The organism is Pseudomonas sp. B21-054 (assembly GCF_026016345.1).
Taxonomy (GTDB): domain Bacteria; phylum Pseudomonadota; class Gammaproteobacteria; order Pseudomonadales; family Pseudomonadaceae; genus Aquipseudomonas.
Window position 1 is genome coordinate 5959591 of record NZ_CP087204.1, and the last position, 22740, is coordinate 5982330.

The 22740-nt window shown below is 61.8% G+C and carries 13 protein-coding genes; 8 read left to right on the forward strand and 5 right to left on the reverse strand.

All coding sequences use genetic code 11. From position 1 onward, the window contains the following. Positions 1 to 5 precede the first annotated feature (5 nt). The 4 genes from LOY70_RS25905 (at position 6) to LOY70_RS25920 (ending at position 11633) form a co-directional block, all read left to right on the forward strand. Entirely contained in the window at positions 6 to 9647 is a 9642-nt protein-coding gene (locus LOY70_RS25905; protein WP_265030703.1) for a hemagglutinin repeat-containing protein, read from the forward strand. 20 nt (positions 9648 to 9667) lie between these two features. After that, complete coding sequence (locus LOY70_RS25910) at positions 9668 to 10450, forward strand: hypothetical protein (protein WP_265030705.1); 783 nt, start codon at positions 9668 to 9670, stop codon at positions 10448 to 10450. 337 nt (positions 10451 to 10787) lie between these two features. After that, complete coding sequence (locus LOY70_RS25915) at positions 10788 to 11267, forward strand: Lrp/AsnC family transcriptional regulator (protein ID WP_025215622.1); 480 nt, start codon at positions 10788 to 10790, stop codon at positions 11265 to 11267. Between the two features lie 156 nt (positions 11268 to 11423). Then, entirely contained in the window at positions 11424 to 11633 is a 210-nt protein-coding gene (locus LOY70_RS25920; protein ID WP_007937369.1) for a DUF2788 domain-containing protein, read from the forward strand. Here LOY70_RS25920 and LOY70_RS25925 read toward each other — a convergent pair. The 4 genes from LOY70_RS25925 to LOY70_RS25940 form a co-directional block, all read right to left on the reverse strand. Beyond that, positions 11628 to 12194 (reverse strand): pseudouridine synthase, encoded by a 567-nt coding sequence (locus tag LOY70_RS25925; protein WP_265030725.1) that lies wholly within the window; start codon positions 12192 to 12194, stop codon positions 11628 to 11630. The two genes, LOY70_RS25920 and LOY70_RS25925, sit on opposite strands and share 6 nt — an antisense overlap. 138 nt (positions 12195 to 12332) lie before the next feature. After that, complete coding sequence (gene amn / locus LOY70_RS25930; RefSeq protein ID WP_162178176.1) at positions 12333 to 13832, reverse strand: AMP nucleosidase; 1500 nt, start codon at positions 13830 to 13832, stop codon at positions 12333 to 12335. Positions 13833 to 14045: 213 nt separating this feature from the next. After that, on the reverse strand, positions 14046 to 15695 hold the full coding sequence (locus LOY70_RS25935; protein WP_265030726.1) for an acyl-CoA dehydrogenase family protein: 1650 nt from the start codon (positions 15693 to 15695) through the stop codon (positions 14046 to 14048). 72 nt (positions 15696 to 15767) lie between these two features. After that, the gene (locus LOY70_RS25940; RefSeq protein WP_265030728.1) at positions 15768 to 18152 is read right to left on the reverse strand and encodes a hybrid sensor histidine kinase/response regulator; all 2385 of its coding nucleotides are present in this window, start codon (positions 18150 to 18152) and stop codon (positions 15768 to 15770) included. A gap of 460 nt (positions 18153 to 18612) precedes the next feature. Between LOY70_RS25940 and LOY70_RS25945 the strand changes: the two genes are divergently transcribed. From LOY70_RS25945 to LOY70_RS25960, 4 genes are all read left to right on the forward strand, one after another. Continuing rightward, entirely contained in the window at positions 18613 to 19410 is a 798-nt protein-coding gene (locus tag LOY70_RS25945) for a hydroxymethylpyrimidine/phosphomethylpyrimidine kinase (RefSeq protein ID WP_210641172.1), read from the forward strand. A gap of 18 nt (positions 19411 to 19428) precedes the next feature. Beyond that, positions 19429 to 20055: a thiamine phosphate synthase gene (gene thiE / locus LOY70_RS25950; protein WP_265030732.1), complete on the forward strand. Its 627-nt coding sequence runs from the start codon at positions 19429 to 19431 to the stop codon at positions 20053 to 20055. Positions 20056 to 20082: 27 nt separating this feature from the next. Next, a complete protein-coding gene (hemL, locus tag LOY70_RS25955; protein WP_025215629.1) occupies positions 20083 to 21366 on the forward strand; it encodes a glutamate-1-semialdehyde 2,1-aminomutase in 1284 nt (427 codons plus the stop codon). Between the two features lie 218 nt (positions 21367 to 21584). Further along, on the forward strand, positions 21585 to 22139 hold the full coding sequence (locus LOY70_RS25960; protein WP_025215630.1) for a tetratricopeptide repeat protein: 555 nt from the start codon (positions 21585 to 21587) through the stop codon (positions 22137 to 22139). 182 nt (positions 22140 to 22321) lie between these two features. Here the strand turns inward: LOY70_RS25960 and LOY70_RS25965 are convergent, their stop codons facing one another. After that, positions 22322 to 22651 (reverse strand): DUF1820 family protein, encoded by a 330-nt coding sequence (locus LOY70_RS25965; RefSeq protein WP_007894425.1) that lies wholly within the window; start codon positions 22649 to 22651, stop codon positions 22322 to 22324. Positions 22652 to 22740: the final 89 nt, after the last annotated feature.

Genomic DNA, 22740 nt, shown 5'->3' on the forward strand with positions numbered 1-22740 from the left:
CGCACATGGACGTCCGTACCCCGCTGTCTCAATGCATTGCTCTGTCGTTGGCTTCTATTGTGTTCCTCAATCCCATTGTCGCTGCGGCGGCGGGCCTTGCGGTCGACGCGGCGGCGGGAGGCAACACGACCATTGGCGCGGCGGGCAATGGCGTACCGGTGATCAACATCAACGGTACCAATGGCAGCGGGCTGTCCCACAACAAGTTCGTCGACTACAACGTCGGCAAAAATGGCGTGATTCTCAACAACGCGACAGGCAAGACGCAGAGCACCCAACTGGGCGGAATCATCGTCGGCAACAGCAACCTCAACGGCCAGGCCGCGCAAGTCATCCTCAACGAAATCACCAGCGGCAACCGCAGCCATATGGCCGGCTACACCGAAGTGGCCGGGCAAGCGGCGCGCGTCATCGTCGCCAACCCCAACGGCATCACCTGCAGCGGTTGTGGTTTCATTAATACGCCCCGCGCCACCTTGACGACCGGTAAACCCATCATGGAAGGCCAGCGCCTGGACCGCTTCCAGGTCGACGGTGGCGACATCAGCATCGAAGGCGCAGGCCTGGACGCCAGCGATGTCGACCAGTTCGACCTGATTACCCGAAGCGCCAAGCTCAACGCCAACATCTATGCGAAGAACCTCAACGTAGTGACTGGCCGCAACGACGTCAACGCCGACACCCTGAGCGCCACCGCGCGCACCGACGACGGCAGCGACAAACCGGAACTGGCCATCGACAGCTCGGCCTTGGGCGGCATGTACGCTGGGGCGATTCGGCTGGTGGGTACCGAACAGGGCGTGGGTGTACGCCTGGCGGGTGACATGGCCGCCACCACAGGAGATATCCAGATCGATGCCAGTGGCAAGGTCAGCATAGCCAACGCCAGCGCCAACCAAGCCATCGCGATCAATGGGCAAAGTCTCGACGTCCAGGGCAAGGTCTATGCCGGCACCCAGGTCAACGTGAACACCCGTGGTGATGTGACGGTGGGCAAGAGCATTGCCGCTCGCGACAAAATCAGCATCACCAGTGCCGGCAAAGTCATCAACAGTGGCATCGTCGAAGCCGGGGTGAATCCGGACAACACCCGCACCCAAAGCGGCGACGTCGCCATCACCGCCCAGAAATTGAGCAACACCGGCAACGTCGTGGCCAGCCGCACCCTTGAAGTGGGCGCCAGTGACTTGATCGACAACCAGAACGGCATTATCCAGGGCACCAACGTCACCCTGAGCAGCGCTCGCCTGGTCAACCAGGGCACCACGGCGCGGGTGCTGGGTATGAGTGCGCTGTCACTGGTGACTCCGGCCATCGTCAACCTCGGTGGTCTGATTCGCTTCGGCGACGGCCAGTCCACTACCCTGAACCTGGACAGCCTGGACAACACCGACGGCCACCTTGAACTGGCCGGCGGCAGCCTCGCACTCAACGCCAAACAACTGACCAACCTACGCGGCTCAGTGATCGCCGATCAATTGCAAGTGACTGCCCAGCGCCTGGACAACCAGCGCGGTCTGATCGCTTCCAGCGTCGGCCAATCCATCATCAAGATCAGCGACCAACTCGACAACACCAACGGCGTGCTGCAAGCGCAGAGCTTGTTGGATATCAGCGCCGACCACGTGTTGAACCAAGGCGGCAAACTCGTCGCCGACCACCTGAAACTCACCGCCGAGCGCCTGAACAACAGCGCCAATGGCCTGATCAGCGCCGAGTTGGGCAACAACGAACTGACCGTCACCCAAGAGCTGAACAACCAGGGCGGTCGGATCCAGGCAAGCTCCGCGTTGACGCTCAAGACCGGGAGTACGGACAACACGAGTGGCGTCCTGGTGGCTCAGCAACTGACGCTTGTCAGCCAAGGGGCCTTGAACAACCAGCAAGGCAAAATCAGCGCCGACCAACTGGCCGTGTTCGCCCAGGACGTGGACAACACCGAGGGCCTGCTACAAGGCACTGGTGCCGCGACCCTGACCGCGCGCGATCTGAACAACCTCAAGGGCAACGTCAACGGCGGCCAGCTTACCGCTGACTTAGGCAGCCTCAGCCAGAATGCTCAAGGCGTGCTCAGCGCCGAAACCAGCAAGCTGACAATGGTCGTGGCCCGGCAACTGAACAACAGTGCCGGCCACCTGCAATCCAAGGCCGGTGATCTCGACATCACTACAGACGGGTTGAACAATCAACAAGGCGTGATCGTCGGTAAGCAACTGCTGCTGACTCAAAGCGGTTTGCTGGACAACCGTGGCGGCCGCGTAGTGGGCGATCAGTTGACCCTCGTCGCCGGACGCATCGATAACAGCGCCAACGGCTTGCTGTTGGCCGGCACTGGCGGTGCACTGCTGACGCTGAAGGATCAAGGCTTGACGCCTGGGCAGTTGCTCAACACCCAGGGCCGCGTGCAGAGCGACGGCCATTTACAGGTCAACGGCAGCGACATCGACAACCACGGCGGCGTGCTGCTGGGCAGCAGCGTCGGGGCCAACGCGGCTCATCTGGATAACAGCGCCCAAGGCTCGGTGATAGCCACCGGCGGCGCCATTGGACTGGCCGTTTCGGGCGTCTTGAACAACGCCTTGGGGCTGATCGATGGCGGTGAGTCATCCGTGCTTGTGACACAGGCTGCCCGGATCGACAACCAGGGCGGCACGCTCACCGGCAAGCGCCTGGACATTCAAGGCACGGCTGTGGACAACCGCAAGGGCCAATTGCTGTCTGGCGTCGATGGTTTGAAAATTACCGCTACCCGCGTGGATAACAGCGCAGGCCTGGTACTGGCGCAGGCCGGTCACGCTGACTTGCAACTCAATCAGGGCACGCTGGACAACCAGGGCGGAGCCTTGCAAGGCAGCAGCGTCGAAGTGGTGGCCGCCTCGGCGAACAACAGTGCACTGGCAGGCAAGGCCGGGCTCATCAACGCCCAGGCCGGCGACCTGAAACTGCTGATCGACAACCTGACCAACCAGGCGGGTCGTCTCTATGCCCAAGGCCTGCTGAGCAGCCAGGGCCAGACCCTGGACAACCGCGTTGGCGGTGAAATCAGTGCCAGGACCTTGAGCCTGAACGCGCTCAATACCTATAACCAGACCGGCCTGATCGAGTCCGGCGGCAACCTGCTGCTGACCGGCGGGAATCTCCATAACAGTACTGGCCGCATCCGTGCCATTGGCGGCGACCTGAGCCAGATCCTGCTCACAGGTGCCCTGAACAACCAGAACGGCTCCATCGGCATCACCAGCCAGGCCGCCACCCTCAAGGCCGGGGCGCTGAACAACCTCGCCGGCAACATCGAGCACGCCGGGACAGGCCTGCTCAAGATCGACCTCACCAGCCTGACCGGCAATCAGGGCAGCATCACTGGCCTGGGCAGCGGCGATGTGGACATTGGCTCGATCGATGGCATCGGGCGCCTGCAACTCAACGGCGCGCTGGATGTGGTCGTAGGCGGTAACGTCGACCTGCTGGCCGGTGACCGCATCGCCAGTGCCAACCGCCTGAGCCTGAGCGCAGCCACCCTGAACAACAGCGGCGAAGTGCTCAGTGATGGCGATCTGGACCTGGAGCTCAGCGGCGACTTGAACAACAACGGCCTGCTGTCAGCGGCCAAGGCCGTCAGCCTCTCGGCGGGCAACCTGACTCAAAATAACGGACGCATCGCCAGCGCCGGCAATACCACCCTCACCCTGCGCGGCAACCTGGACAACCTGGGGCGACTGATCGCCAATCAGAACCTCAATATCCACGCCGCCCAGGTCACCAACCGCGGCACCCTCGGTGCCATGGGCCAGCTGGATATCTTCGCGGGCAACGGCATCAGCACCTCGGCCAATACCCTGGTCTACAGCGGGGGCGACATGAATCTGCGCGGCGCCACCCTGAGCAACCACTACGGTGACATCTACAGCAAGGGCAACTTGAGCTTTGCCGGTCTCAACGACAGTCAGGCGCAAAGCCTGAGCAACCGCTCAGCGAACATCGAAAGCGAAGGCGACATGAACCTCAATGTCGCCAGCCTGGAAAACACCAAGGATGAGTTCGAAATCGGCGAATCCCTGGTCAGCCGTCGCATCGACATCAACTGCACCGATTGCTCCGGCAAGCACCACACCTCGACCTTTATCGTCAACAGCACCTACCTGGGTAAAATTATCAAGGATTCTCCGGGTGCACGCCTGATTGCCGGACGTGATCTGCTGATCAATGCCGGCACCGTGGAAAACAAGCAAAGCCTGCTTGCCGCCAACCGCGATGCGTTCGTCAACGCCACCAACTTCTACAACCGTGGAGCGACCCTCGACCAGCGCGTTGAAAGCACCACTTACTTCCTCCACGATCTGGAGCAAAGCGATTTTCGTTGGGCAGAATCCAACGCCAATGCCTGGAACGCGGCCAACGCCGGCAGCGCTCCAGATCAGCAGCAACCGATTCCGACGGCAATCACCCAATATCCGATCATCGGCCAGAGCAGCGTCGTACAGAAAGGCACCCAAACCGGTTCCGCCTCAACCTTGCAGTCGGGTCGTCAGTTGAACCTCATCGTCACCGGTAACCTTGAAAACGGCACTTTGACTCAACAAGCCCAAGCTCAGTTGACCGGCCAGAACCTGGCCAACACCGTTGGCCTGGTCGGTGGCCAGACCATCACCGTCAATGCCTTGGGCAGCGGCGGCAGCACCCAGGTGGCGGCGGATGTACGTCGTGTCGAACGTGTCAGTGCCGATGGCAGCACCCAAGTGAGCTTTGTGCCAGTGGACTTTGCCGGCGTGCCTTTTGTCGCCGTCGACCCCACCGCGCTCGGCACTTATCGCCTGCCGGAAGGTGACTACGGCCTGTTCGTGCGCAGCCAGAATCCCGACAGTCGCTACCTGATCGAAACCAACCCGAACCTGACCAACCTCTCGCGGTTCATGAGTTCCGACTACATGTTCGGCCAGTTGGGCTACAACGACGACCGGAGTTGGCGTCGCCTGGGGGACGGTCTGTATGAGACCCGCCTGATCCGCGAAGCGGTGCTGGCCCAGACCGGCCAGCGCTTTCTCGCCGCCAGCCTGACCAGCGACTACGACCAATACCAGTACCTGATGGACAATGCCATTGCCTCCAAAGACGCGTTGCAACTGAGCGTCGGCGTGGCGCTGACCTCCCAGCAAGTGGCGGCGTTGACCCATGACATCGTCTGGATGGAAACCCGCCGGGTACAGGGCCAGGACGTGCTGGTGCCGGTGCTCTACCTGGCCCAGGTCGAATCGCGCAACCTGCGCGGCGGCAGCCTGGTGCAAGCCCGGGACATTAACCTGATGGCCGGCAACGACCTGACCAACGTCGGCACCCTTCGGGCCAGCAACGACCTGACGGCCGAAGCGGGGAACAATCTTTACCAAGGTGGCCTGGCGCAAGCCAGCGAGCGTGTAAGCCTGATGGCCCAGAACAGTATCCGCAACGCGCTGGGTGGCGAAGTGCGCGGCAATCAGGTCGACCTTAACGCTGTCAAAGGCGATATCGTCAACGAACGCGCCGCCATGGAAGTACTTTATGGCTCCGGCTCGCGGACCAACCTGGACCAGGGCAGCCTGATCAGTGCCCGTCAGCAATTGAATGTCAGTGCCGGACGCGACCTGACCAACAAAGGCCAGATCCACAGCGACGGCAATGCCAGTCTCAACGCCGGTCGCGACGTGGACATGCTCGCGGTACAGGATCACACCTTTACCCAAAACGCGATCCGTCGTGGCCTGGTGACCAATGACACAGTGAAGACCCTGGGCTCGAGCGTCACCACGGGCGGAGACCTGAAAGTGAACGCGGGTCGCGACATGGCCGTCGTGGCGAGCCAGCTCAAGGCTGGTCATGACATGGCCCTCAACGCAGGCAACGACATGGCCATTGTCGCGGGCCAGGATGAGCAGTCCTCGACCTTCTTCCAGAAGAAAAAAGGCTCCTGGGGCAAAAGCAAAACCACCCAGAGCGCGGACTCGGCGACCGCCAATGTGGCTTCGCAAATCGAGGCCGGGCATGACCTGACCGTCAACATCACCCAGGATAAGGACGGTCGCATCGGCCTCAATGGTGGCCGCGACGTGACCGTAGTCGGCAGCCAGCTCAAGGCCGGTAACGACTTGTTGGTCGGCGGTTCCCGCGACGTGAACCTGATGTCGGCGCAAGAGCAGGCCGACAGCAGCTACAGCGTGAAGAAAAAGGGCAGTTTCGGCCTGAGTAAAAGCGGTAGCAGCAGCAGTTCCAGCAGCGTCACCCAGGTGGGCAGCGAGCTGAATGCCGGTAACGATGCAGTGGTGGTCGCGGGCGGTAACGTCAACGTGTCCGCCAGCCGTATCGACGCCAAGCGCGATGCGGAGTTGCGCGCCGGGATGATCGACAAGAACGGCGACGTCAACCTGATGGACGCGGCCAACGAGTCCACCAGCCACAGCGAGAAGTACAAAAGCAAAGTTGGCTTCAGTACCTCCGGCAACTTCATCTCCATCGCCTCGGCGAAAAAATCCGGACAGGAAAACCTCCAGACCCAAAGCGTCGGCAGCCAGGTCACTGGCGGGCGTGATGTCACCGTACAAAGTATCCGTGACGTGAACATGATCGGCAGCAGCGCCGAGGCCGGACGTCATCTGCAAGTGGGCGCCGGACGCGACGTCAACGTGTTGGCCGGTAGCAACAGCCAGGACCAGAGCAACTGGAAATCCCAGAAGCAGAGCGGCCTGTCCCTGGAAAGCGACCGCAACGGCTTCACCGCGTTCGCCGGGCGCGAAGCGACCAAGACAAAGTCCCGCGACGCCCAGCAAACTGCCGCTGGCAGCCAATTGGTGGCCGGGCAGGACGTCACCGTCAAGGCTGGACGCGACCTGACCCTCGAAGGTGCAGGGCTGGACGCCGGACGCGATATCAGCCTGCAGGCCTCGCGCGACATCAATGTCGATGCCGTCGATGAAACCTTCATCCAGGAACGCAGCAAGACCCGCGACCGCAACGGCCTGACCGTCAACATCAGCCACAACTATGGCAACACCATGGATGCCATCAACGGCACCGGCAAGGGTGAGGACAACGTCAGCAAGGCCTCCAGCGTGCTCAGCACCGTGGACGCCATCAACTCCTTTACCTCCGGGCCAACCAGCGCCACCCACTTTGGCTCGGCCAGCCAGGGCACCAGCTCGCGTTCGCAGATACGTGAAAACGTTCCGTCTACCCTGAGTGCGGGACGTGATATCAACGCCGTAGCGGGTAACGACCTCAATGTCCGTGGCAGTCAGTTCGAGGCTGGGCGCGACATCACCCTGGTGGGCAAGAACGTCAACCTCGACGTGGCCCGTGGCACGATCGACCAGGAGAGCCAGACCACCCGCAGCCAGGGCGGCATCAATGGCCAGAGCGGTGGCGGCAGTGGTCGCGCAGGGATCGGCGGCAGCAATGGCGTGGCCAGCGAAGAAACGACCCTGGGCACCAACACGCCAAGCGTGCTGCTCTCCGGGCGCGACACCAACATCGAAGCCACCGAGAACCTGACCATGATCGGGACCCAGGTGATTGCCGGCAAGGATATCGATTTGCGTGCCGGCAAGGACCTGACCATCCGCGCCGCACAGAACGACTCCGCCAGCGAATCCACCCGGCGCAGCGGTGGTGGAGAAGTCGGCCTCGCCCTGGGCGGCAAGGATTTCATCGCGGTCTATGCCAGCGTCGACATGGGCAAGGGCAAGCTGGAACGGGAAACCGAGAAACAGCAGACCGCCTACCTATATGCAGGCAACCAACTGCGCTTCAACAGCGGCAATGACACCACCATCGCCGGCGCCAACCTGCGCGGCGACGAAGTGGTGGGCCGCGTAGGTGGCGACCTGCTGGTGTCGTCAGTACCGGACACTGGCAAAGTCAGCGGCAAACAGTTCGACGCCAGTGTCACCGTCAGTATCGGTGTGGCCGGTGGCGGTGGCGTCAGCGGCTCGGTGGGCGTAGGCAAGACCACCGGCAAAACCAATTGGGTTGAACAGCAAACCAGCATCACCGGCAAGAACGGTGTGGATATCCGCACCGAGAAACACACCCAGATCGACGGTGCGCTGATCGCCGCCGACAACGGCAAGCTCAAGCTCGACACCAACACTCTGGGCTTCCGTGACATCAATGGCGTGGACAAGGAGCACAGCTACTACGTCAACGTGGGTGGCGCCTTTGGTTGGGGCGCGGATGCTGGCAACGGCGCCAAGGCCACCGGCGGCAAGGACGTGGCCTTCACCAGTGACAAGAGCCTGAGCGGCGCGCCCAAGGAAGGCTTCAACGGCTGGAGTGTGAGCGGCTACGACTACCGCAAGGACCGCGAGCAGGATGTGCGCGCCACAGTCGGCGCGGGCAACATCATCGTGCGCAACGACGCGGTCACAGGCCAGAACTCAACCGGTGGCCTTAACCGTGATCCATCCAAGGCGTACGACATTACCCGGGACAAGGAAAAGCGCACCGACCTGTACATCAGCGAGTCGTCGCTCAACTCGGTGGGCAGCCCGATGCAAACCTTGGACAGGTGGAAAAAGGGTCTGCAGGACTATGGCAAGAACAGTTCCGACCTATTCAAAATTTACGGTGAGTTGACCGGGGCTACTGAGAAAGCACTCGAAGAAAACCCGGGGCTCGCTCCTTTGGCATGGATTCCTGGCGTGATGCAAGCCGCCATGGACAAAACATCCTATGGCACTCTGGGGCTGATGCCGGGCGTGATCAGTCACGGTGGCGTGGCGACGCAGTTGCCGGTGCTGCTCAGCGGTGACATGAGTTTCTACCGCACCACAGTGGTTTACCAGAAAGATACCCGCGGCAAGGTCATTCTGGACCCGGACGGCAAACCGCTGCTGGATCTGAAAGACACCAAATTCGACATGATCGTGCGTCCCGATGCGTCAGGGGTCATTGCCATCAATGGCATTCAGAACTCATTACAGGCGGCCGCGGTAAATGGCAGCATGCAAGGTGGCAAGGACAGCTTCATGCAAGGCTATAACCCGGAACACGGTTTCCTGGGTGACCTAGTGGAGTCCTTATGGGACGTGGCCTTGGGTAGCGTCAAGCGATCCGGCAACGCACAGCAGGTGAGTGAGTTCTACCAGGCTGGAGTTGACCAGGGATTCAGGCTGGACCTGGTGGGACATAGTCAGGGTGCGTTGATAACCTATCGAGGGATTGATGGAGTGTCATTTGGCAACAGTGCAGGTGGCATTCAACTGTCTGGCGCTCCTGTGTATGCGCAACACTTCTTCGACGCCGCCCAAGAGGCGGGCTTCAATATCGACGGAAACAATGCAGTTTTCCAGGTCAACCGCCCGGACAGCCAAGTGTTCTTTGGCATGTTGCCCATGACCGACTCCGTGTCCGACTTTTTGGGCAACAATGCCCTTAACTCCAGCGACCCGATCAGCCGGTACCTGGGCGCCCTGTTCACAATGCCTGGCCTCATGGGTAAAGACAGCCCGCACTCCAACTATTTGTGCCAGGTGAAATCCATGTGCCAGACAGGCACTAACCAAGTACAACAGGATTTCAAGAACGGCACGACGACCAACAAGGACGGGACAACGAAAAAGATTTACATCGTGCCAACTTTCATCGACAAGAACGGTAACGCCTTCGGTGCCTCTCTTTGAGGCCTGGGCTCGTTGCCCTGATGCTGCTGCCCGTGGTCCTGTGGGGCTGCGGGCGCACACCGCTGGTGCATGAAAATGACAGGCGGCTGAGCCGAATGCTGTGTGAAGTCGGGGAGCAACGGGTGACCCTGAGCCCACGCTTCTCCTACGACTTGCCAGGGCCATTGCGGCGCACGCCGTGCGGCACGATCAAAAGCGGCTTCAACTATGACAAGGTACGCGACATTCAGTCAGCGAGTGCTGCCGGCGGCTTTCGCTCCGATGACCTCATCGTGCTGGCCTCATCGCGCTGGATAACCGTCGAAAGCCTGCTGGATGGCAAGGACGAAGGAACGCTCTATTCTCCCGAGCAGTTCCTGCAATACAAACTCGCCCTGATGGACCTCACCCCAAGCAAGGCACGCCCCGAAGGAATCGATTGGGTCACCCGGCAAGGCATGCAATGCCTGCGCTTCTACGACATATGGCACAGCCCAACGGGGGAATGGGAAGAGGACGTCACCTACTGGTGCTGGGAAAACCAGAGCGGCCTGAAACAACCATTCTCGGTCAGTGCCGGCCAACGCTTACCCGAAGGCACCAAGGGCTACGACCTGGATCAAGCCTTTATCCTGCCATTCTTCCAAAGCCTGAAAATCAATCGCCTGTCCGATACAGCACTGGCCGAGGCGGACGCAAAAATCAAAGCCGCCTGTGCCCACGTCAAGTCCCGCTATGACCAGCACCTGAACTGGGGCGATGACTACCCAGACAAACGCCTGACCCGCCAACGCCTGCGCTCCTGCGGTTACGACGTGCCCTAGCCAAGGCAGAATCTGCGCCCAATAAAAAAGGGAGGCCCGTCGGCCTCCCCTTGAGAATATCGTCCGTGCTCGACGCTTTTGACGTCGGCTCACCTCACGCCGTCTTCTGGACAGTGTGCAGCTCGGGGGTCTGCCGACACCGGTGGGTGCCGCGACCGCAGCCGGCCTGATTGGGCGGGCCGCACTGGACTGTTTGTCCGAGCAGTGATCTTGGTGATAAGAATAAGCCTGGGGCGCCGACAGATGATTGCTAAGATTGCGGTAATAAACATCACTTGCGCAATTTTTAACCCCGGATAGATAATCTGCCGCAATTATCCAGATAAAGGCCCGACCGATGAGCAAACTCGACCGTTACGACCTGAGCATTCTGGCGGAATTGCAGCGCGATGCACGCATCTCCAACCAGGAACTGGCCGAACGCATCGGCCTGTCGCCCTCCCCTTGCTCACGACGGGTCAAGCAATTGGAGGACGACGGCTACATCACGCGTCAGGTCGCCCTGCTCGACCGCAAGATGCTGGGCCTGAGCCTGACCGCCTACGTGCTGATCGGCATGGACCGCCACACCCCCGAGCGCTTCGAAAACTTCGAAGCGGCCATCCGCAACCTGCCGCAAGTGCTGGAATGCAGCCTGGTGACCGGTATGGACGCGGACTACCAGCTCAAGGTGGTGGTGCCGGACATGGACCATTACCAGAAACTGCTGCTCGGGCACCTGACCCGGATCGATGGCGTGACCAGCGTGCGCTCGAGCTTTGTGCTGAACCAGGTGCTTAACAGCACCGAGTTGCCGTTGACTCACCTGCGCAGCTGACCGTTTTTGTGGAGAGGGGATTTATCCCCTCTCCACAAAATCTCCAGCCCAGCCGATGAATAGCTGCGACACACCGCCGCAGGCCAATCCTCTGCCCTCTCCCCATGCCGTATACTCGCCGCGCCTTTCCAACCCCGCCCACGCCGGAGTGCCCCGATGGATCCTGCCGTTTTCGAAGAGTGGATGATGACCGGCCTGGTCAGCATCCTGATTATTTTCATGGGTTTCATCGTCTGGGATCTGGCGAAGAAGTCCAAGGCCGGGCGTTTCGGCTCGTTCATTCTGTTTTTTGTGCTGGGGCTGGGCGTGGCGGCGTTCGTGATCAAGAGCGTGGTGATCGGCCTGATCGAGTCCGGGACGTTATAAACGCGCCGGCACTTCCTTCCACTGGCCCTGATCGAGCCCATCGAGGGTCCAGTCGCCGATCCTGACCCGCACCAGGCGCAGTGTCGGCAGGCCCACCGCGGCGGTCATGCGCCGTACCTGGCGGTTGCGCCCTTCGCGGATCACCAGCTCCAACCAACTCGTGGGCACGCTTTTACGAAAACGCACCGGCGGGTTGCGCGGCCATAATTGCGGTTCGTCCAATTGTCGCGCCTCGGCTGGCAAGGTCATGCCGTCGTTCAACTCCACCCCATCGCGCAAACGCTGCAACTGTTCGGCACTCGGCTCGCCTTCCACCTGCACCCAATAGGTCTTGGCCAGCTTGTGCCTGGGGTCGGCAATGCGCGCTTGCAGTTGTCCGTCATTGGTCAGCAACAGCAAGCCTTCGCTGTCGCGATCCAGCCGCCCGGCCGGGTAAATGCCCGGCACGTCGATAAAATCCTTGAGCGTCGCCCGCCCTTCGCCATCGCTGAATTGGGTCAGCACATCAAAGGGTTTGTTGAACAGGATCAGCTTCGGCTCGGCCGGCGGGGCCTTGGCCACACGGCGCGGGGCGATTGTTTGAGGCTTCGCGCCAGGGCGGCGGGAAGCGGGGCGTGGAGGACGGGGCATGGTGGCACGGCATCTAGCGGTCAGGACCGCCCATGCTAGTGGCCTGACCGCTAAATAACCACCGCCGTATCAGCGGAACGGCGGCTCGTCGAAGCTGCGCAACTTGCGCGAGTGCAACGAGTTGAGCTCGGTACGCAACAGATCCAGCGCCGCGATGCCGATCTTCAGGTGCTGGTTGACCGCCCGCTCATAGAACGCGTTGGCCGAACCCGGCAGCTTGATTTCACTGTGCAGCGGCTTGTCCGAAACGCACAGCAACGTGCCATAGGGCACCCGCAGGCGATAACCCTGGGCAGCGATGGTGCCGCTTTCCATGTCCACCGCCACGGCGCGGGACAGGTTGATCAATGGACGCTCCTGGGCCCAGCGCAATTCCCAGTTACGGTCGTCGTAGGTCAGCACGGTGCCGGTGCGCAGGCGTTTCTTCAGCTCGTCGCCCTTTTCGCCGGTGACGTTGGCCGCCGCTTGCTGCAAGGCCATCTGCACTTCGGCCAGGGCCGGAATCGGAATGTTCGGCGGCACCACGCGGTCGAGGATCCCGTCGCGGCGCATGTAGGCGTGGGCCAGCACGTAGTCACCAATGGTCTGGGACTGCCGCAGCCCGCCGCAGTGGCCGATCATCAGCCAGCAATGGGGCCGCAGCACGGCCAGGTGGTCGGTGATGTTCTTGGCGTTGGACGGGCCGACGCCGATATTCACCAGGGTCACACCGTGGCCATCGTTGGTCTGCAGGTGATAAGCCGGCATCTGGTAACGGTGCCAGACCACGCCGGCAGCGATGGCCGACGCTTCGCCATGGTCCATGTTCTTGTCGATGATCACGTTGCCCGGCAGGACCATGCGCACAAAGCGCGGGTCGCTGCGCAACTGCTCCAGGCCATGGACGATGAACTGGTCGACATAGCGGTGATAGTTGGTCAGCAGGATCCACGGCTGCACATGGCGCCAGTCGCTGCCGGTGTAGTGCACCAATCGGCGCAGGGAGAAATCCACCCGGGCGGCATCGAACAGCGCCAGGGGCAGCGGGTCGGTGTTTTCCCAGTCATAGAGGCCGTCGGCGATGCCATCGGTGGCGGCCGACAGGTCGGTGCTGGGGAACACGCGCGCCAGCACCGCCGCAGTCACGCCGGAACCGGCCAGTTCATCGCCCTGCTCCACCACGTACGGGTACGGAATATTCTGCTCGCTGACGCCCACTTCCACGGTGACGGTAAAGTCATGCATCAGTGGGACCAACTGCTCCAGCAGGTACTTACGGAACGCGGCGGGATGGGTGACGGTGACACTGTAGGTGCCCGGCAGCTGGACCTTGGCGTAAGCGCGGGTGGTTTGTGGGACTTCGCCGTGGCAGTGGTAGGTCAGGCGCAAGGCGGGATAGCGAAACAACGCCCGCTGCTCGGCGTCCGGCTCGACGCGGTCCTTGAGGTAACGCATGAGCGCCTGGTTCAACGAGGTGGTCGCACGCTCGTGCAGGGCAGCCAGCCGATCCACGGCTTGCTCGGCGGTTTGAACGACAATAAACGCTTCGGTCACGATCAGCTTCCTGTGTTCTGACTTGCAGGCCTTCATCTTGCCTGCATCGCCGCCCGACGGGAACAGTGGCGTATTGGCGCGCTTGATCATTCACCCACAATTGATCTTCAGTGGCCCAGAACTTTCATTTCACCGCAGCCCCCTGTGGGAGCGAGCTTGCTCGCGATAGCGGTGTGTCAGTCACCATAGCGGTTGGATGGGCCGACGCCATCGCGAGCAAGCTCGCTCCCACAGGGGTAGGTAGTGTTTCTAAAGGTCGTGCGGGGTCGAGCGCGCCACAATAGCCTCGACATTCAACCCCCGAGGCAAGGCCCCGTACACCCGGCCTGCCGAGCCGAGGCGGCTGGCGATGAAGGCATCGCTGACATCGCTGTTGCCCGCCTCCAGCAACAGCTTGGCTTGCAGGCCGACGGCGATGTCTTCGGTCAATTGCCGGGCGCGGTACTGGATGTCATCGGTGTCCTTGAACGCTGCCTGCAACTGTTGGATGTGACCGGCCAGGCGCTTGTCGCCGTGGCCGTCGCCCAATTCATTGAACAATACCTCCAGTACACCCGGCTCCTTGGACAGGGCCCGCAACACATCCAGGCACTGCACGTTGCCAGAGCCCTCCCACGTCGAATTGACCGGCGCCTCCCGGTACAAGCGCGGCAGGATGCTGTCTTCGACGTAGCCAGCGCCGCCCATGCATTCGGCGGCTTCGTTGATCATCGCGGGGGCGCGCTTGCAGATCCAGTATTTGCCCACGGCCGTCACCAGTCGTGCAAATTTGGCCTCGTGCTCGTCACTCAAGTGATCCAGCGCACGGCCCATGCGCAGGCTCAGGGCCAATGCCGACTCACTTTCCAGCGCCAGGTCAGCCAGGACGTTTTGCATCAGCGGCTGCTCGCTCAACAGCTTGCCGCCGACCTTGCGGTGTGCGCAGTGATGACTGGCCTGGGTCAGCGCCTGGCGCATCAGCGCGCTGGAGCCGACCATGCAATCGAAGCGCGTCATGGCGACCATCTCGATGATCGTCGGCACCCCGCGCCCTTCTTCACCGATCATCCAGGCCAGGGCGCCGCGGAACTCAACTTCGCTGGAGGCGTTGGAACAGTTGCCCAGCTTGTTCTTGAGCCGTTGGATGTAGAACTGATTGCGGGTGTCGTCCGGTCGATGGCGCGGCAGCAGAAAACAGGTCAGGCCCTTGTCGGTCTGGGCCAGCGTGAGGAAGGCGTCGCACATCGGTGCCGAACAGAACCACTTGTGCCCCACCAACTCATAGGCTTGGCCCGGGCCACTGGCGCCCACCGGGTAGGCCTTGGTGGTGTTGGCCCGGACATCGGTGCCGCCCTGTTTTTCGGTCATCGCCATGCCCAGGGTGACCCCGGCCTTGTGCGCCATGCCGACATTGCGCGGGTCGTATTCGGTGGCGAGAACCTTCGGCAGCCATTGCTCGGCCAGGTCCGGCTGCACACGCAACGCCGGCACGCTGGCGAAGGTCATGGTCAGCGGACAGCCAGTGCCGGCTTCGGCCTGGCTGTGCAAATAAGTCAGCGAGGCCCGGGCGACATGGGCGCCGGGTTGCGGATGCGCCCAAGGCAGACTGGGCAGGCCATGCTCGACGGCGGTGCGCATCAACTGGTGATAAGCGGGATGAAACTCCACCAGATCGATGCGATGGCCGTAACGGTCATGGCTGGAGAATACCGGTTTGTTCTGGTTGGCCAGGAACCCTGCCTCCATCAGCGGCCCGCCGGCCAGCGCCCCGTACGCGTCGATCCGCGCCTGCGCCCAGCCCGCGCCGAAACGCTGCGACCACTGCTGCAGCGGCAGGTCGATGCGATACAGGTTGGCGCCGTCCAGGGATGGCGGCTGATTGGTGACATCGTGGGTTTCGGCGAACTGATGCAGGTTCATGACAGGGCTCCTCGGTCGGCCAGCAGGTTCAGTTAAGCACCGCCCCCAGGCCGAACAAAGTGTCATACCCGCCTAAATGTCGGCGCTTTCACCCTGTTTCGGACACAGCACCCGTCGCTGCAACACCGCCTGCAATGCCTCGAACTTCACCGGTTTGCTCAGGTAGTCAATCAAGGCGCCCGCCGGACAACGCTCCTGATCCAGGTTCGGACTGACCACCAGCACCGGCAAATCCTCACAACCGGACAGCGCCCGGATCTGGCAGCAGACCGACACGCCGTCCAGCGGCGATGACTGGCAATCGAGCAGCACCGCGTCAAAGCTGTCGCCCTGCAGCAAATCCAAGGCGGCACGACCGCTGTCGACAGTGCGCACCCGGTAACCGAGCTTGAGCAACATGCCGCGCATCACCAGTTGGTCAATGGTGTTGTCATCCGCCAACAGCACCGTGCACTCCTGGGGCAGGCGTGAGCCTTGGCGAACACCGAACGGAAACGTCGCGGGGGCAGCCGCGGGCAGTGCCAGTTCGAACTCGACGTCCAGCTGAAAACGACTGCCGCGACCGGGCTCGGAGGTGTGGGTCAGGCGCCCACCCAGCAGTTCCACCAATTGCCGACAGATCGCCAGGCCCACACCGAGGCCGCCATATTCGCGGGTCATTGACCCGTCGAGCTGGAAAAAACGCTGGTACAGGGTCGCCTCCCCAAGGTCGGTGAAGCCGATGCCGGTGTCGATCACGGCGAAAGACAACACCAGGCGATCAAGCTCCGTCGGCTTGCCACAGACCCGCAACGCCAGGCCGCCCACCCGGGTGAACTTGATGGCATTGTCCAGCAGGCATTCCAGGCATTGGGCCAGTTTGCCGCTGTCGCCGAGCAATCGGTCCGTCAGCCCCGGGGCCACTTCAACCTTGAAATCCAGCCCTTTGGCCGCGGCATTGGCGGCGAACTGCACCTGCAGGGCTTCGATCACACTGCGCAGGCTGAACGGCGCCGGATAGACCTTGAGCCTGCCGGCCTGCAATTCGGTGAGGGTCAGCATGCCGTTGACCATGCGCATCATGTCCCGCGCCGACCCGGCGGCGGTTTGTTGGTATAGGGTCAGCTCCTCGTCCATTTCGACGGTTTCCATCAGCTCAAGGCAGCCGATCACGCCATTCATCGGCGTACGCAGTTCGTGGGTCAACGTGGCGAGGAATTCGTCCTTGAGCTTGTTGCCGTGGGCCAACTGCTGGTTGAGCACTTCAAGTTTCTGTCCGGCGTCGAACAGGGTCTGGGCCTGCTGCTCGCGCAGGGCATTGATGCGGTCGGCCAGGGCCAGGGACAACAGCGCCACTTCGATGGCCGAGCCGATCTGGCTGGCGTACATGGTCAGGAAGATGTTCGGCAGATAGCCAAGCACCATCATCGTGTTGACGACGCCGCCCAGCAGAAAGGCCGACCAGGCAATGATGAAATAACGCGCCACCCGCAGGCCGCGCCACCAGGCAAACAGTCCGGCGGCAAAGATCACCACGGTGAACACCAGCGCCAGCGCTGTCGCCAGGCGCAGCGCCAGGGCGTAGCTGGTCATCAGCGACAAGCCGACCACCACTGCGCTGTAGGCAATCAGCGCCAGCAGCAGGCGGTCAAGCCAGCGACTGTGTTGCGCCGTTTGCAGGAAGCTGCGGGCGAACTGGCTGCCAAACAGGCCCGCGCAGCCAATAAAAAAGGGCGTCGCGGCATTGGCCCACCAGGGATTGTCCGGCCAGAAATACTCCACCGCCGCGCCGTTGACCGACAACTGATACAGGCCGAACGAAGCGATATAGACGATGTAATAAAGGTAACTGGTGTCCCGCACGCTCAAGTAGATGAACAGGTTGTAGACCAACATGCCCAGCAGCACGCCGTAGATGATCCCCAGCACATACAAGCGCAACGGCTGTTGTTCGAGATAAGCGGTGCTCGACCACAGCGTCAGCGGTGCCTGGATCGAACCCTGGCTTTGCAGGCGCAGGAACAGGGTCTGCTGCTGCTCAGGTTTGAAATCCAGACTGAACAGGTAGTTGTTCTGGCGAATTTCCCGACTGGCGAACGGCAAGGCATCGCCGGTCTGGCGAACCAGGCGATACGCCCCGGTGGCGTCGGGCAGATACAAGTCGAGGTGGTCCAGCGGTGGATACGCCAGCTCCAGCAACCAGGTGCGCTGGGCGTCCGGATTGCCGGGGCGGTAATGCAAATCCACTTTCAGCCAGAACGCAGAACGTGAATAACCGGCGTTCAGCGTGGCTTTGTCATGGGGTTTGAAACCACCTGCGGCCGCCTGGGCGCGGACATCGTCGATGGAAGCCGTGCCGTTCGCGTCTTCGAACACTTGCAGGGCATGGCCCAAGGGTAGGCTTTGGGTGAATTCATCGAACTCAAGGGCACTTGCCAAGGGGGGCAAGCACAGCAGCAATATCAGCAAATAGCGCATTTAAGCCCCAGCGTGGCCTGTCCGGTTGAGTCAGGAAGCCCCCCATTCCCTGAGTAGACGTAAAACCGGCATTACCTGTTATGAGTTGGATCCATCTCTAGCATAGCCGTTGATGGCCAATTTGCACCATTGAAATCTTTCCTGCAGAAGGCTCTAGAACGGGCGTTCCAGCGCGAAGCATTGAGATAGAGCTGTTGCTTTGGTCAGATTGCAATACAGCCTTGGAGCCAAGCTCAATTGTTTGACCTGGCACAGGGTTCTGTGGCGAGGGGATTTATCCCCGCTGGGGTGCGAAGCGCCCCCATTCAAATTGTCTGATATACCGAGGCGACAGTTACTGGGGCTGCTTCGCAGCCCAGCGGGGATAAATCCCCTCGCCACAAATAAATCCTGCCTGCAGATAGCCCCGTCACTACAGGCGTGCGCCGATCGAAAGGGTTTGGTGGTAAGCTCGCGCACCATGAATATCTACAGCTCTCGCCCCGTTGTCCTCTGTCTCTCCGGCCACGACCCCAGTGGCGGCGCCGGTTTGCAGGCAGATATCGAAGCCCTGCTCGCCCAGGGTTGCCATGCCGCCCCGGCCGTTACCGCGCTGACCGTCCAAGACACGGTCAATGTCAGTGATTTTCGCGTACTCGATCGGGAGTGGGTGCTGGCGCAAGCCAACGCCGTGCTCAACGATTCGCCGGTCGCGGCGGTCAAGCTGGGAATGCTTGGTTCGTTGGAAATGGTCGACACGGTGGTCGAACTGCTCCAGGCGCACCCCCATCTGCCGATGGTCTGCGACCCGGTGCTGCGCGCCGGCGGTGGCGGGCGACTGGGCAAGGACGAAGTCGGCTACGCCATGCGCGAACGCCTGCTGCCCCTGGCCATCATCGCCACCCCCAACCTGCCTGAAGCCCGCATCCTCGCCGAACTGCCCGAGGGCAGCGCCGATGAGTGCGCCGAAAAACTGCTGCCCTTCGTCAAACACCTGTTGATCACCGGTGGTCACGGCGACGAACATGAAGTCCATAATCGCCTGTACAGCCGTGACGGTCGCCGCGAAACCTTTACCTGCCAGCGTTTGCCTGGCAGCTACCACGGTTCCGGCTGCACCCTGGCCAGCGCCCTGGCCGGCCGACTGGCCCAGGGTGAACAGCTCGCCAGCGCGGTCAAGACCGCACTGGATTACACCTGGCGCACCCTGCGCGATGCCGAACGACTGGGCAAAGGCCAGTTCGTGCCGCGTCGCCTGCCGCTGGATTTCTGCTCGTAGCTCCGGAGGGCCTGTGGAATGAAATTACGTGGCCTGTACGCCATCACCGATAGCCAATTGCTGGCCGGCAAGTTCCTCGCTTATGTAGAAGCGGCGCTGGAAGGTGGCGTGACCCTGCTGCAATACCGCGACAAAAGCAGCGACGAAGCCCGCCGCCTGCGCGAAGCCGAAGCGCTGCGTAACCTGTGCGAGCGCTACAAGACCCAGTTGATCATCAACGACGACGCCGAACTGGCCGCGCGCCTGGGCGTCGGCGTGCACCTGGGCCAGACCGACGGCCCGTTGGCGCCGGTGCGCGCACTGCTCGGGCGCCAAGCGATCATCGGTTCCACCTGCCACGCCAGCCTGGAGCTGGCCGTGCAGGCCGCCGCCGAAGGGGCCAGCTACGTCGCGTTCGGGCGATTCTTCAACTCCAACACCAAGCCCGGCGCCCCCAGCGCAAATCTTGAACTGCTCGAACAGGCCCGCCTCAAACTTCATGTGCCGATTTGCGCCATCGGTGGCATCACCCTGGAGAACGCCGCCCCACTGGTGGCCCACGGGGTCGACCTGCTGGCCGTGGTCCACGGCCTGTTCGGCGCCGACAGCACCGGGGAAGTGACGCGCCGCGCCCGCGCGTTCAACGACCTGCTGCAGATCAAATAGCCCATTTCCGCTTTCGAGAGCCCAACTATGTCCCGTTCCGAAACCCTGTTTGCCAACGCCCAGAAACACATCCCCGGCGGCGTGAACTCCCCCGTTCGTGCGTTCAAGAGCGTCGGCGGCACCCCGCTGTTCTTCAAGCACGCCGAAGGCGCGTACGTGACGGACGAAGACGACAAGCGCTATGTGGATTACGTCGGCTCGTGGGGCCCGATGATCCTGGGCCACAGCCATCCGGACGTGCTGGATGCGGTGCGCAAGCAGCTGGTACACGGCCTGTCCTACGGCGCCCCGACCGCGATGGAAACCGAGATGGCCGACCTGGTCTGCTCGATCGTGCCATCGATGGAGATGGTGCGCATGGTCAGCTCCGGCACCGAGGCGACCATGAGCGCGATCCGCCTGGCGCGCGGTTTCACCGGTCGTGACAGCATCATCAAGTTCGAAGGCTGCTACCATGGCCACTCCGACAGCCTGCTGGTCAAGGCCGGTTCCGGCGCACTGACCCAGGGCGTGCCAAGTTCGGCCGGCGTGCCGGCGGCGTTCGCCAAACACACCCTGACCCTGCCGTTCAACGACCTCGAAGAAGTCGAGAAGATGCTCGGCGAAGTCGGCCAGGAAGTGGCCTGCATCATCGTCGAGCCAGTGGCCGGCAACATGAACTGCGTACCGCCGGCACCGGGTTTCCTCGAAGGCCTGCGCAGCCTGTGCGACCAACACGGCGTGGTGTTGATTTTTGACGAAGTGATGACCGGTTTCCGCGTGGCCCTCGGCGGCGCCCAGGCCCACTACGGCGTCACGCCGGACCTGAGCACCTTCGGCAAGATCATCGGCGGCGGCATGCCGGTCGGTTGTTTTGGTGGCAAGCGCGCCATCATGGAATGCATCGCACCGCTGGGTCCGGTCTACCAGGCCGGGACCTTGTCGGGCAATCCGCTGGCCATGGCGGCTGGCCTGACCACCCTGCGCCTGATCAGCCGTCCGGGTTTCCACGCCGAGCTGACCGACTACACCACCCGCCTGCTCGACGGCTTGCAGGTCCGCGCCGACGCGGCCGGCATTCCGTTCGTGACCACCCAGGCCGGCGGCATGTTCGGCCTGTACTTCAGCGGCGCCGATGACATCGTCACCTTCGAAGACGTGATGGCCAGCGACGCCGACCGCTTCAAGCGCTTCTTCCACCTGATGCTCGACGGCGGTGTGTACCTGGCGCCGAGCGCATTCGAAGCCGGCTTCACGTCCATCGCCCATGGCGAGGCCGAGCTGAAGATCACCCTCGATGCGGCCGAGCGGGCTTTCGCTGCGCTGAAATAAAGCCTGTGGATAACTGACGCTGGCTGACACCAGCGTCAGTGATAACCGACAAAGTCCTGCTTTTTTCCTACATATTTAGCCTCGAAGTGGCTACTGGCGTTCCCTCGCAGCAGAAAAACAAGTAAAGACTTTGTAAGGATGGCCCTGCTTATTTCATAATGCGCGCTTATTGGATCCCCCGGAGGGTCCGCGCGCCCCTCAGAGGTAAGTCGATTCCCATGAACCGCACCGGCCGCACCCTTGCCTTGGGCTGCCTGTTGCTCCTTCAACCCCTGCTCGCGAATGCACAGGCAGGCGGTAACTCGTTGTTGATCCCGGCGCTGGGCCGTTGCACGCTCAATACCCAGCCACAAGATCTCGCATCGGCACTCGACGCCTGTCAAAAAGCGGCGGACGCGGGTGACGCACAGGCGCAATACGAGCTGGGTGAGTTCTACTACGAAGGCAAGGCGGCGCCGCGCGACCTCAAGCTGGCCCTCAACTACTTCGAAAAAGCCTCGCTGCAAGGCCATGCCCAGGCGCAATTCAAGCTCGGCGGCATGTTCTTTCATGGCGAAGGCGTCCCCGCCAATAATGTCCAGGCCTACATCGTCTTGAAGATGGCGGCGGTCAACGGCGCCGAAGATGCCCTGGACACCGCCGACGAAGTCGCCGAGCAAATGCCCCGCGATGAGCTGGAAGTCGCCACCCAGGTGCTGGGGCAGATCTTTCGCAAATACCTGATGGAATTGCAGAACGCCGACGGGCGCACGCCCTTCTCGCCACTGCCCTGAATTTGTGGCGAGGGGATTTATCCCCGCTGGGCTGCGAAGCAGCCCCCCCAGGCTGTTGATCAATCTCCCAGACAAACCGAGGGGCTGGTTTTTAGGGCTGCTTCGCAGCCCAACGGGGATAAATCCCCTCGCCACAAGGACTGTGTCCGACCTTAGAAACTCATGTTGCCAAGAGCCAAGTGTTACTTCTCAGGCATCGGCATCGGAAACGGCATCACATTGCCGACCGCGCCGCGGGCTTCGCTGATTTTCGGCGTGCCCAGGCGTTCGACTTCGTCGATGCGCACGATCGAATGCATCGGCACGAAGCTGCGCACCACGCCTTCGAACTGCGCCTTGAGCTTTTCTTCGCTCGGATCGACGACCACTTGCGTGCGCTCGCCAAAGACGAATTCCTCCACCTCCAGGAAGCCCCACAGATCACTTTGATAGATCTGCTTGGCGTACATTTCGTACACCTGGCCCTGGTTAAGGAAAATCACCTTGTAGATTGGAGCTTCACGTTTGGTCATGGCTGGCGAAACACATCGGCGGGTAAAAATGAGGGCGCGAACTATAGCATAGCCACTGCTCGCACAGCGGTAGGAACCCAAGGACTTGT

Bases quoted from the DNA above. Each gene is read 5' to 3' on its own strand.
- LOY70_RS25905 (WP_265030703.1), top strand. From the start codon at position 6: ATGGACGTCCGTACCCCGCTGTCTCAATGCATTGCTCTGTCGTTGGCT.
- LOY70_RS25910 (WP_265030705.1), top strand. From the start codon at position 9,668: ATGCTGCTGCCCGTGGTCCTGTGGGGCTGCGGGCGCACACCGCTGGTG.
- LOY70_RS25915 (WP_025215622.1), top strand. From the start codon at position 10,788: ATGAGCAAACTCGACCGTTACGACCTGAGCATTCTGGCGGAATTGCAG.
- LOY70_RS25920 (WP_007937369.1), top strand. From the start codon at position 11,424: ATGGATCCTGCCGTTTTCGAAGAGTGGATGATGACCGGCCTGGTCAGC.
- amn (WP_162178176.1), bottom strand. From the start codon at position 13,832: ATGAAGGCCTGCAAGTCAGAACACAGGAAGCTGATCGTGACCGAAGCG.
- LOY70_RS25935 (WP_265030726.1), bottom strand. From the start codon at position 15,695: ATGAACCTGCATCAGTTCGCCGAAACCCACGATGTCACCAATCAGCCG.
- LOY70_RS25940 (WP_265030728.1), bottom strand. From the start codon at position 18,152: ATGCGCTATTTGCTGATATTGCTGCTGTGCTTGCCCCCCTTGGCAAGT.
- LOY70_RS25945 (WP_210641172.1), top strand. From the start codon at position 18,613: ATGAATATCTACAGCTCTCGCCCCGTTGTCCTCTGTCTCTCCGGCCAC.
- thiE (WP_265030732.1), top strand. From the start codon at position 19,429: ATGAAATTACGTGGCCTGTACGCCATCACCGATAGCCAATTGCTGGCC.
- hemL (WP_025215629.1), top strand. From the start codon at position 20,083: ATGTCCCGTTCCGAAACCCTGTTTGCCAACGCCCAGAAACACATCCCC.
- LOY70_RS25960 (WP_025215630.1), top strand. From the start codon at position 21,585: ATGAACCGCACCGGCCGCACCCTTGCCTTGGGCTGCCTGTTGCTCCTT.
- LOY70_RS25965 (WP_007894425.1), bottom strand. From the start codon at position 22,651: ATGACCAAACGTGAAGCTCCAATCTACAAGGTGATTTTCCTTAACCAG.